Below are 12,426 nucleotides of genomic sequence, written 5' to 3'. Positions count from 1 at the left end.
TCACCTCAGTTCTTGCAGGTACTTTTTACCATAATCGAGCCCTGCCTGAAATGCTTTTATGTTCATTTCTTGAACCGATGTATCGAGTTTACCCGCCCTCCTTGTCATGCCCTTTATTGCATTAATTATGTGATCTTCCTTTATAACGGGCTCCAGGATTGCTGTTATTATACCAACGAGAACCACGTTCATCGTTAGCTTCCTACCTGTGGTTTTTTCTGCAATCTCTGTGGCAGGTACTGGTATCACCACATAACTGCCTAAGTTGGGGATCGTGGGCTTGTATATTGTACTTTCGTAAATGAATACACCGCCCTTACGTAGACTCTTGAATTCAAGGTTAAATGCCTGCTGCGTGGTTGCCAGGAATAAATCAGCCTCATCAATGAGTGGGTAATCGACCATCTCCTTAGCTATTATTACATCAGCCCTCGACCAACCACCCCTCTGCTCGGGGCTGTATGTTATTGTTAATATTGAGTCAAGGCCGCCCATGGCAGCTGCCATACCAAGGAGCCTGCCAGCAAATACAATGCCATGCCCACCAAGCCCCATAAGCCTGATACGTATCTGATCGAGCTGTTGTAGCATATTTTTCTATTGATAAACAATTAGGAATCCTTAATAAATCTTATTCTATTTTGACAAAAACTATTTAATATTATGTGTTTATATAAGAAAAAAGTTTAATTTTTATGATTATTACCCGTACGAAACAGGTCTCTCTCTTTTCACAAAATTTCCCAGGATTATCTTCTTCATACTAAAATCAATGTCCAGATCAGCTAAGTTAGCCCTATGGTCAATCACAGGTCTCTCCTTAAGGACCCTCATTAGATCAACAGCATCACCCATGGCATTCCTATCAGTATAGATTATGCAGGGCGACAAGACCTCAACAACGGCAAAGCCCTTGACCTTAAACATCTCCAGGAGAGACTGATAGAGTTCATTCTGGTGGAGAACGGTCCACCTAGTTACATATGAGGCTCCCGCTGCATAGGCTAGTAATGGTACATTGAATGGGTTCTCATAGTGACCGTATGGCGATGTGGTTGTCTTGGCGCCCTTTGGTGTTGTTGGGCTGTATTGACCACCAGTCATTCCGTAAATGAAGTTATTAACTATAATGACATTAATATCATCATTCCTCCTGGCTGCATGTATGAAGTGATTACCGCCAATAGCCAATATATCGCCGTCTCCACCAACCACGGTTACCTCAAGCTCTGGGTTAGCCATTTTCAAACCCACGGCGAATGGTATTGCCCTACCATGAGTCACATGGTACGCATCCAACTTTAGGTAACCACCGAGCCTACCAGTGCAACCTATGCCAGTGACTATGACATGTTTCTCAATTGGTATCCCCGAGTTCTTTATAGCCCTAGCCAATAACTTAAGTAGAATTCCCAACCCGCATCCTGGACACCAGATATGCGGTAACCTATCAACTCTTATCAAATCCTTTATGTCCTCGTAGGACTTAGGAAGCTCTACTTTAACTCCCGTGGTTGTTACCTCAGCCTCCGTACTCATCTTTCTATCACCTTCCTCACATTGTTTATTACGTAATCCGGTTCAGGAATATAACCAGGAGCGTACGGTACATGCTCCACGGGAACTCCCTTAGAGAACTCCTTAACCACATGGTACATCTTGCCCATGTTAACCTCAACAGTTACGAACTTCTGAACACCCCTAGAGACCAGGTTCTCCACAACCCAGCCTGGAAACGGCCATGCAGTCTTCGGCCTAAGCATACCAACCCTATAGCCCTGTGTCCTCAGTACCTTTATTGCCCTTCTCACGGAACCCGACGTTGAACCGTAGGACACAATAACGTACTCAGCATCATCAAGCAAGTACTCCTCCCACTCGGCTATTTCTTTCTCGTTTTCCCTGATCTTACGGACAAGCCTCATGATTAGTTTAAACGACGCGTCCCTATCAGTGGTTGGGTAACCCTTGTCCGTGTGTGTCAATGATTCATTGTTAGACCTGTAGCCAGTACCGGCAATAGCCATTGGTGGCACCAAGTACCTACTATCATAGGGCAGATATTGATCCGGTGGTACTGTTGGTTTTGGTCTCTCGATGATCTCAATCTCATCAAACTCGGGAACCCTAACTTTACCATACATATGACCGACTAATTGGTCGGAAAGGACAACGGCAACAACCCTATACCTCTCAGCCGCGTTGATTGCCTTTATTGTGAAGTCGAATGCCTCCTGGGGATTAGCCGGTAGGTAAGCCACAACCTCGTAATCACCATGGGAACCATACTTAGCCTGGAGAATATCGCCTTGACCTAGGAGTGTTGGTATGCCGGTGGATGGCCCTGCCCTCATTACATCAACGATCAAGGCTGGAATCTCAAGCATCGAGCCAAGCCCAATTTCCTCCTGCATTAGGGAGAAGCCTGGACCTGATGTGGCGGTCATTGCCTTAACACCAGCAGCCGACGCACCCAGTACAGACATTATACTACCTATTTCATCCTCCATCTGTATGAACTTACCACCGACCTGTGGCAACCTATATGACATGTATTCAGCTATTTCATTTGATGGCGTTATTGGATAACCGCCATAGAACCTACACCCAGCAGTCACTGCGCCTTCGGCAACCGCGGTATTACCGTCTAGGAAGTGGATACCAGGCCTCAGTAATTTATCCAGGTCCTTCTTGTAAAGCTCAGCCACCGTGGGCATGCCTACTCACCCCGTAGTACTTATCGTATGTTGTGTATTCCTCGGAGACTATGGTGATTGCGAAGTCCGGACAAACCTTCTCGCACATTCTGCATGCCACGCAATCAAGTTCCTTGCCCGGCCTCACAACTGGGTAGTGATAACCCTTAATATTAACGTCCTTTGACTCCTCAAGGACATTGTTGGGACAGAACTCAATGCAGAACCTGCAATCCTTACAAAGATCAGGGTTTACAATAACCTTACCAATCGGCCGCTTCATCTTGTGAAGGTTAACGAGCCTACGCATGGACCATACCTCATCCTGTTGAGCCAGAACCATACTTATTGTTTATTTTTCATTAGAAATGTTTTTAAATCTTTTTCCTTCTTCAATCGTACAAAGCCCATTGATTCTAGCCTTTTACATGCATTTTTATTCATATTTATATCTTGAATTCATTAGAATATTTATCATGAAAGTAAGCAAAACAGTAAGATAAGCAACACTAGGGCTTAAATGGGGGAGCCTCGCTCATTTACAACAGTGGGTAATTCAGAGGACCTTGATAGGATCATTAGGGAGAAAGTTGAGAGTAGAAGGTTTAGGTTTAAGGACATTGATCAATTGAAGACTGTAGATGATGTGTTCAACCAATACACAATAGACGCACTAAGGGAGTTAATGAACAGGGGAGTCGTTAAGGAGGTTTATGGACCAGTCGCCCAGGGTAAGGAGGCAAAGGTCATTTGGGCCAGGGCACCTGAGGGTACTGATATTGCGCTAAAGATATTTTACACAACCACAGCCCAGTTCATAAGAGGTAGGTATAAGTATCTACTTGGTGATCCGAGGTTTGCTGGGGCAAAAATAACCAACACAAGGAAATTAATTGAATACTGGTGTAGGAGGGAGTTCAGTAACTTAAATGATGCGTATAATGCCGGCGTTAGGGTGCCTAAACCAATAACCTTCAACAAAAACATATTAGTTATGGAGTTCATAAGTTATGGTGGGCATAGTGGCGTGCCAGCCCCATTAATTAAGGACGCACCACCCGAGGATCCAGCATCAGCTTACTTAACCATCATTAAGTATATAGAAAGAGCACTGATCCTGGGTAAGATAATACATGCAGACCTGAGTGAATTCAACATAGTTAACACGGGTAGTGAGTTGGTTATAATTGATTGGGGAAGTGCAGTTAAGTCAAATCATCCAAATGCCATGGAATTATTACTTAGGGATATAGAAAACACGAATAGGTACTTTGGTAAGGAATATAACCTTGATGTCTTCAAAAGTAAGGCATTGTTTAACGCCTTACTGCGTAGGTATGGGTATAAAGGCGAGGTCACCAGCGATAATGAAGGTTGGTTGCTAATAAACGGCAAAAGAATAATAGATGACTTAACATAAGCAATAATGTTAAGCGGTAGCTTAATATAATACCCAAAAGCCTTCTAATGATGTAAATTGCGATGGCACTACCGACGCCACCAGAGCCCAGGGATATTAAGGATAGAATAGTAAAGAGAAGGAGTGCATGTAGTGGTCCTAGTTGCGACTCCTTCGCTGTGTGGTTTGGTAATGAAGTTGCGAAATACCTGTGGGATCACTGGAACCGTGAGTTGACCAGGGTGGGTGTTAACTGGCAGAGGTTTCTTTCAATACTTAGCAACCACACGCAGGAGTTGATCGATTGGTCCATTAGGAATACGCTCACTTGGGATGACCTAGTTAGAATCCTCGTGAGTGAATTGTCACCAGGCTCAACTGAAACAGCCACGGGTAGAAGGGGCGGAATAATGGATTACATTACTTAGGTTGATTATTCTGTTTCACCGCGGCTTTTTCTGCCCTTTGCCTTGTTATTGAGTCACTAATTATTCTTATTAGTGCGCATATTTCCCTGCAGACACTGGATGGCTCTGTGTTTGAGTACATGTATTCAAGGATCATGATTGGCGTTGCGTATGTACTAATCCAAAACTCAGCAAAGAGTCTCTCGCCCCTGTCAACTAGGTGAACCTCCATGTTATTGTTATCACTAAACCTAATCATGTACCTAGACCCATCAGTAAATGATTGCCTCTCCACGGAACTGGCATTGCAAGTCCTCATTAAAAGGTCAGCAACTAATCCCGCTATTCGCATGTCCATTAGTGCCATTGCAGGCTTATTTTAAAATCATGTGCCTCTCCCTACCCACACGTATTATGTGAATAACAAAGCAATAATTGAGGTAGGAAGAATGTTTGAAGGTAAAATTAGAAATAGAATTATTTAACAACTATTGTGCCACCATCATTATTTTCATCATCAGATTTAAACATTTTAACGAAGAATCTATACAGAGTCGAGAACTTGTTATTCATTAAATCCTCAGTTAATTGCCATGATGTGGTCAGCAATCCAGCATCGTAAAGTGCAAGACCAAAGCCTAAATAGTGATCGCCAACCAATTGAGGATCAGAGACAGTAAGTCCAAGCCCTGCGTAGTGAATTACCGATATGTATGTGAAGTACACCAGCGCTACTATGAAGAATGATATATAAGTCATCATCAATGCCTTGGCCTTCGTGGACATTTTACCGAAATTACCTTTTAATTGCTTGACCATACTTATTGATGAAACGACAAGCATTGAAATCATGAACATGAACACAGGCGTTATCACTAATATCGTTAAATCAGCAGTGCCGTAGATCCACAACTCAGTTAGTACGTAATCCACTGCAATCGCCATGGCTAGCGCAGATACTAGCGATAGTACGTATACGTACCTAACATAGTCCTGTATACCCCCTGTATTAACCGACATAGTATTCAAGGAATACCACTATAATATCAATATTTAACCCTAACAATTAAGATCTACTTGTTTTGTGTCCTCAATGTAACAAGACCTTGAAAGATCCCAAGTACTAAAACCCGAAGAGCTACAAACCCTACTTAGGGCTGACCCGTTTACAGGCGGGCCCTACCTAACTAAATACTAGGTATCCAAGGTTTCTTTTCAATATGCACTGTATTTACGGCAATACAATGAATCCCCTGGGTTCCATGCCCTCACTTATGTTTATTAAGGGGTTACTCATAATGAAGGAAGGTTAAATGGAGAGGCAACCGATAGTTATATACCGAAGAGCGTGCCCGAATTGTGGAGGGGATATAACATCGGATAGATTGAGCGCTGGTTTACCTTGCCATAGGTGCTTACCTGATGTACCGAAGAGGGCGGCCGGCACCATCGAGGTGTTGAATTTACTGGAGAGGTTGGGCACGATTAACAGGCTTAGATCAATATCGAACTTAATTAATGAGTATAACGAATTCGCAGGTATGTTTAGGAGAATAGTTGGTACAGGAATGTGGGGCGCCCAGAGACTGTGGACTAGGAGACTCATTAAAGGGAAGAGTTTTGCAATAGTTGCACCAACGGGCAGTGGAAAAACCACGTTCGGGATGATCGCTTCACTATACACCATCTTGAGGAAGGGTGGTAAGGTATTAATCATGGTCCCTACATCAACGCTTGCATACGATGTTCATAGAAGGCTTATTGACTACGCCAATAGGGCTGGTACCAATGTAAGAATAGTCATGGCCTCCTCAATATTATCCAAGCAGGAATTAGCTAATTCCATGAGGGCAATTGAGAACGGGGATTTCGATGTATTGATAATAACCAATGCCTTTCTACCAAGGCACATGGACATCCTCAACAAGTATAGGTTCTCCCTGATATTCGTTGATGATGTAGACAGCGTCCTAAGAGCATCAAGTAAAAACATCGACAGGATACTATTACTGCTTGGTATTAGTGAGGAAGCTTTGCATAAGGCATTAACCGTGGTTGACCTAATGAAGAAGCTCAGGAAGACGATCAGGTTTAGGGCGAGCGATGAGGAGATCAATAGACTAAGGGACGACATTAAGAGATTAAGTAATGAATTAAGCAGTTATGTGAAGAGTAATAACATAGGCATATTGATAGCCTCAGGCGCATTAACGAGAATGAGAAGAACGACGAGACTCTTTCTATTTAGGGAATTCCTAGGCTTTGAGACTGGGGGTAGGGCTGAGGGCCTTAGAAACGTGGTGGATGTTTACGTCAAGCCCCAGGACAACTTGGTAAATGAAACAGTCCAATTGGTGAAAAGGTTGGGTGGTGGGGGAATAATATATGTACCGCCTGATCTTAAGGACTTGGTTAATGAATTAACCGAGAAATTGAACAAGGAGGGGATTAGGGCGGCTGCCTATATCAAACCAAGCAAGTCATTGCTTAATGACTTTGTTGATGGGAAAATAGACGCACTTATAGGTCTTGCCACGTCCAGGTCATCCCTTGTAAGAGGCATTGATTTACCCCAGAGAATAGCATACGTGATCTTCGCGGGGGTACCCCGCATGAAGTTCAGGCTAAGACTTGAGGAGTTTACGCCAATGAAGTACCTAATGTTCCTCTTCAATATTAGGAACATAGTCCCTCAGTACCTAAGGAACGATATTGACAGAATTATTACAAGACTAAGGAACCTAACAGCGCTTAACCAGGAGCAAATAAATAACTTATTAAGGTCCATTGAGGAAGGTAAGGAATTGAGCGGTTTCGATAGATATGCAGCTGACACGATTAAGGAGGCTGTGGAACTCGTGGGCAAATTATTGAATGAGCAAAATATTAGGAAGGCTATTGAGCAATCAAACGAGGTAGGCCTTGAATATAGGGGTGATGAGCTTTATGTGGTGATTCCTGACGTCACAACATATATACAGGGAAGTGGTAGATCGTCAAGGCTTTACGTCGGTGGTGTATCCCTGGGTTTATCAGTATTGATCGTTGATAATGAGAGAGTATTCAACGGCCTAGTTAAGAATCTTAGGTATAGGCTTGAGGATGTTAAGGTACAGAGCATTACCGAGATTGATATTGATGACTTAATGAAGAGGATAAGGAACGAGAGAGAATTAATAATGAACATAATGCTTGGCAACATCCCAAATCAATTTCTTGAGAAGGATCCCCTGAAGACAGCATTCGTTATTGTGGAGTCACCAACAAAGGCAAGGACGATCGCAAGCTTCTTCGGAGTCCCAACAAGGAGGGAAGCCGGTCCCTTGGTCATTTACGAGGCAACACTGGGTAATCTATACCTATTGATAACGGCCACTAAGGGACACATGTGGGATTTAATACCAGCAGCACCGACAGATGTTAGGAACTACGCCTCAATATTGAGAGCGGAGAAACTTATTGACTATTACGGGGTACTTAGGGCTGGCGGTAGTTTCGTGCCAATATACGGCACAATAAAGAGATGCCCTGTTGGTGGCGAGACATATACTGAGGACGTGGATGTTTGTAGGGTTCACGGTACTAAGCTTGTAGACTCCATGGATATAGTCAATACCATTAGGGATATTGCCACTGAGGTTGACCAGGTAATGATCGGTACTGACCCTGACTCTGAGGGTGAGAAGATTGCGTGGGACGCATACATGATGCTGAGACCCTACGTGAGTAGTATTGCCAGGATTGAGTTTCATGAAGTCACTAAAAAGGCAATTATTGACGCAATAATGAACCCAAGGTCAATAAGCCTTAGCATGGTCGGCGCTCAGTTAGTTAGAAGAATTGAGGATAGGTGGATAGGCTTTGGGCTCAGTCAGAAGGTTCAAGAGAAGTTCAATAGAAAGACACTATCAGCGGGTAGAGTACAAACACCGGTCCTTGGCTGGATAATAGAAAGGTATGATGAAAGTAGGAGGGACAAGGTGTACTCGGTGACATTAACGCTTAACAACGGTATAAGGATCAGGCTAAGTATACCGCCTGATAAGGATGAATTAATAAGGGTACTCAAGGCGCTCCATAGGAATAAACCTACCGATGCAACAATTAAGGTAACAATAACAAAGGTTGGGGAAGCCGAGGAGGAGCTAAACCCATTGCCGCCGTACACCACGGATGCCCTGCTAAGGGACTCCGCAAACATACTCGGCCTAAGTGTTGAACAGACCATGGCAATAGCCCAGGAATTATTCGAATCAGGACTCATAACATACCACAGGACTGATAGTACAAGGGTATCTAATGTCGGTATTAGTGTGGCCAAGGAATACATAGGCGAGAGAATTGGCGCTGAGTACTTCGTTGGTAGGGCATGGGGTGGTAAGGAAATAGGGGCACATGAGTGTATAAGGCCAACAAGGCCCATTGACAGTGACGACCTAAGGAACCTACTCAACACCGGATTGCTTCAGTTGGCGATTAAGGTCACGGCTAATCACCTAAGGGTCTATGATCTAATATTCAGAAGATTTATTGCGAGCCAGATGAAGAGTGCGAGGGTTTTGAAAGAGAAGTTGAGAATAAGCCTACAACTTAATAATGAGTATGTGCATGGTGAAGAAATTGAGAGGATCTCGAAGATACTGGAGCCCGGCTTCACAAGGATCTGGAGCCACATCAATGGTAGGGAGTACCAGGATCTCGCACCTGGTGAATACGACGTATCAAGTACCGACTATATAAAGAAGGTAAGCAGAGTGCAACCGCTTAGAGAGGGGGACATAATCACAATGATGAAAGAAAGAGGTATTGGTAGGCCAAGCACCTACGCCAAGATCATAGATGTAATACTGAAGAGGCACTACGCCCTAATAGTTGGAAGAAGAATTAGGTACGTTGTACCAACAAGCCTAGGCCGCCAAGTCTATAAATTCCTAACTGAGGATAACAAGGAATTCAGCGACCTAGTTAGTGAGGAGAGGACTAGGATGGTTGAGAAACACATGGATGATGTTGAGGTCGGTGAGAGGGACTACATGGATGTACTTAACGAATTATTTAATGAAGCCGTAAGTAAGGGGATACTTAAGGAAAACATTATTACCTAAACTCATTAGCCGCAGGACCCGGTCTTACAGTACGGGTCATCAGTCTCACCAAGCTCCTCCTGCATTTCTTCCTCAATACTTTCCCCGTTACCCTTAATCCTGACCAACTTATCCTTAAGTGACGACAATGATGTATAGCTGACCCTGGCCTCAATCTTAGGCCTGGACTCCACCTTAGCCTCAACAACGGGTTTAGTCTCAGCGCTCTTAACACCCGTGTATATTACCTGGACAGACTTACTCTTATCCCTATACACGGTTATTCCAAAGGCATTCAACAACCAGGCAAGCCTATATGCCTGTTCAACATCCTCAATAGGCGTGTCACTAGGCATGTTTATTGTCTTACTAACACCTGAGTCATTCCACTTCGCCCAAGTCACCTGCATGTATACATGCCACTTCCAGTGAATCTCATGGGCAGTCCTCAATAGATTAGCCAATGGATGATCCCTTGGCAGTATTCCGTACTCCTCTACGAACCTCCTCGTCACCCCATCAAGCGTCTTCGTAACCATCAAGAGCCTCAAAGCGGTATAATTGTACTCAATTAGCTTTCCAATTGATAGGTTCCTTATGTAGGCGATAGCAAAGAGAGGCTCAATACTTGAATTAACGCCGGCAATCAAACTCCTAGAGCCCTCAGGGGCTATGCTCATTATTGAACCGTTCCTAATACCTATTGTACTTACATCTATTGACAACTCACCATCCAAGGCCCTGTAGCCCCTAAGTACTGCCGTAGCTCCGTCAATTACTGACCTAACCCTAGGATCATTATAACCCGCATCCAGGACCTTAAGATACTCTTCAACAGAATTCTTATCAACAGTACTTGAGAATTTCTCAAGTCTCTCCCTGTGCTTTGTCCATGGCAACACACCCTCAGCCCAATCACCATGCTTATACGCTGGATAAGCACCCTTTTCCCTAGCTAACTCAATACTCGCCCTAACAGCCATCCTAGCAATGAAACTAGCCAACTCATTAGATACGGCTAGCGCCTGCGGTGAGTCATACCTAAGACCAAGGGCTATTAATGTATCAGCAAGACCATTGGTGCCAAGCCCAATCCTCCTAGTCTCAAGGACCCTCTTCCTAAGCCTATCATGCGGTAACTTATTAACATCGATAACATCGTCAAGGAACCTAACGGCCAACTGAACATCCCTAGCCAAGGAATCCCAATCAATCCTACCATCATAAACATATTTCACCAAATTAATACTACCTAAATTACAACTTTCAAAATCATAAAGGCTCTCCTCACTACATGGATTAGTGGCATTTATGACCTCACCCGGTAATTTTTCATTATTTATGTAATTGGCTAAGTCCCTATTCCATAGTCCTGGATCACCACTGTCCCACGCTGACTTAACTATCTTGTCCCAAAGCTCCTTGGCGTTAATCCTCCTCCAAATCCTTATTTTACCAGCCTTTATAGCCTCAACACAACCCTCATAGCACTTAACGAATTCCTCACCCCAGGTCTTGTATAGGCATGGACACTCCCTCGGGTTCACCAGGTAAACGTCCTCACCCTTAAGTGCCTTCTGCATGAAGTAGTCATCTATGGCGACGCTTATGTTGAAGTTCTGGAGCTGAACATCCTTAAGCTCACCACTCTTTGAAGTTATGAATCTCTCAATGTCGGGGTGCCACCAGAAGAGCATGCCCATTTGGGCACCGCGTCTCTTACCGCCCTGCTTAATTGTGTCCACTAACGTATCAAAGAGCTTCATGAAACTGAGCGGGCCAGAGGCTATCCCAGTGGTGCTCCTGACAATATCACCCTCAGGCCTTAACTTACCGAAGTTATAACCAACACCGCCGCCTGACTGAAATATCAATGCAGCAAGTCTTAGGGCATCCATTATTCCGAAGTTGCACTCTGGATCCTCCCTATTTGTGTCGCTCTCCCTGGATAGGCAATCATCAATGGGCACCACGAAACATGCAGAGAGTTGCCCAAGTCTCGTCATTGCATTGTAAAGCGTTGGTGAGTTGGGCATTAGTTTTAACTGGCTCATTAGGTCGTAGAACCTCCTTGACCACGTTATTGGATCACCACCATACTTAAGCTCCGCGTAGGCTACGCCCATTGCCGTCCTCATCCATAGGTACTGGGGTGTCTCGAAGAATGTTCCATCGAGTCTCTTCAACAAGTACCTACTCATTAACGTTCTAACGCCATTGTAGGTAAGTAGTAGATCCCTACTTGGGTCGAGGTATTTAGCCAGTTCATCAATGTGCTGGGCATACCAAGCACTCATCTCCGAATCCCAAATCCTATGTTCAAGACCGGCCCTAAACCAAGTCCTAAAGCCCTCTCTATACGCATCTTCAAATTTGGCTCTTCCATCATTAATTGCCTTAACAACGTCCTTACCCCAAACCTGCTTATACACACTCCATAGTAGGTAGTTCCTAGCCGCATCATGCCATCTTAAGTCATCAGTGACCATGTTAAGCATGATAAGTTGAACCCTATCTGACAGTTCACTACTTGGTACGGTACCCTTAATATTTAGGACTTTAATTACAAGGTCAGGGTCTGGGGCACCCGCAAGTTTAAGAGAACGGACTAACTTATCTCTTGAAAAGTCCTCTGTTGTTCCATTTCTTTTCAGAATCTTTATCCCAACCACCTTACTTACTGCCTCAGTACTTAATGACACAATCCAGAATTTAAATTACTTTATTAATAATGAAATAAGATAAAATAAACCAGCATGAACACGCTTGTAAGGAATATATATTACTTCGCCCAACTCTAGAGTTGTGTGATTAAACCTGAAAGTAATAAAACCCCGTAT

Annotated in this window: 10 protein-coding genes; 3 read left to right on the top strand and 7 right to left on the bottom strand. The window is 43.9% G+C overall.

Annotation, left to right across the window (positions count from 1 at the left end):
- The 4 genes from Vsou_RS11120 to Vsou_RS11105 form a co-directional block, all read right to left on the bottom strand.
- Positions 1-591, bottom strand: a complete 591-nt coding sequence (locus Vsou_RS11120) for a 2-oxoacid:acceptor oxidoreductase family protein (protein WP_188604216.1) — start codon at positions 589-591, stop codon at positions 1-3.
- A gap of 111 nt (positions 592-702) precedes the next feature.
- Entirely contained in the window at positions 703-1,539 is an 837-nt protein-coding gene (locus tag Vsou_RS11115; protein WP_188604215.1) for a thiamine pyrophosphate-dependent enzyme, read from the bottom strand.
- Positions 1,536-2,717: a 2-oxoacid:acceptor oxidoreductase subunit alpha gene (locus tag Vsou_RS11110; protein WP_188604214.1), complete on the bottom strand. Its 1,182-nt coding sequence runs from the start codon at positions 2,715-2,717 to the stop codon at positions 1,536-1,538. Before Vsou_RS11110 ends, Vsou_RS11115 begins: the two co-directional genes overlap by 4 nt.
- Positions 2,701-3,039, bottom strand: a complete 339-nt coding sequence (locus Vsou_RS11105) for a 4Fe-4S dicluster domain-containing protein (RefSeq protein ID WP_229709968.1) — start codon at positions 3,037-3,039, stop codon at positions 2,701-2,703. The genes Vsou_RS11110 and Vsou_RS11105 overlap by 17 nt, the downstream gene beginning before the upstream one ends.
- A gap of 204 nt (positions 3,040-3,243) precedes the next feature.
- On the opposite strand from Vsou_RS11105, the gene Vsou_RS11100 reads away from it, so the two are divergent.
- Together Vsou_RS11100 and Vsou_RS11095 are read left to right on the top strand one after the other, a co-directional pair.
- A complete protein-coding gene (locus Vsou_RS11100) occupies positions 3,244-4,116 on the top strand; it encodes a serine protein kinase RIO (RefSeq protein ID WP_229709967.1) in 873 nt (290 codons plus the stop codon).
- Positions 4,117-4,178: 62 nt separating this feature from the next.
- Positions 4,179-4,523: a hypothetical protein gene (locus tag Vsou_RS11095; RefSeq protein ID WP_188604212.1), complete on the top strand. Its 345-nt coding sequence runs from the start codon at positions 4,179-4,181 to the stop codon at positions 4,521-4,523.
- On the opposite strand, the gene Vsou_RS11090 is transcribed toward Vsou_RS11095, so the two are convergent.
- Both Vsou_RS11090 and Vsou_RS11085 read right to left on the bottom strand, forming a co-directional pair.
- Entirely contained in the window at positions 4,516-4,860 is a 345-nt protein-coding gene (locus Vsou_RS11090) for a hypothetical protein (RefSeq protein ID WP_188604211.1), read from the bottom strand. The genes Vsou_RS11095 and Vsou_RS11090 overlap by 8 nt on opposite strands.
- A gap of 119 nt (positions 4,861-4,979) precedes the next feature.
- The gene (locus Vsou_RS11085; protein WP_054844499.1) at positions 4,980-5,522 is read right to left on the bottom strand and encodes a hypothetical protein; all 543 of its coding nucleotides are present in this window, start codon (positions 5,520-5,522) and stop codon (positions 4,980-4,982) included.
- 293 nt (positions 5,523-5,815) lie between these two features.
- Between Vsou_RS11085 and rgy the strand changes: the two genes are divergently transcribed.
- Positions 5,816-9,607, top strand: a complete 3,792-nt coding sequence (gene rgy / locus Vsou_RS11080) for a reverse gyrase (protein WP_188604210.1) — start codon at positions 5,816-5,818, stop codon at positions 9,605-9,607.
- Between the two features lie 5 nt (positions 9,608-9,612).
- Here rgy and Vsou_RS11075 read toward each other — a convergent pair whose 3' ends face one another.
- Positions 9,613-12,288 carry an adenosylcobalamin-dependent ribonucleoside-diphosphate reductase gene (locus tag Vsou_RS11075; RefSeq protein WP_188604209.1) on the bottom strand — a complete coding sequence of 892 codons (2,676 nt, stop codon included), beginning with the start codon at positions 12,286-12,288 and terminating at the stop codon, positions 9,613-9,615.
- Positions 12,289-12,426: the final 138 nt, after the last annotated feature.

This window comes from Vulcanisaeta souniana JCM 11219 (genome assembly GCF_026000775.1).
GTDB classification, from domain to species: domain Archaea; phylum Thermoproteota; class Thermoprotei; order Thermoproteales; family Thermocladiaceae; genus Vulcanisaeta; species Vulcanisaeta souniana.
This window is presented reverse-complemented; position numbering and strand designations above follow the sequence as displayed.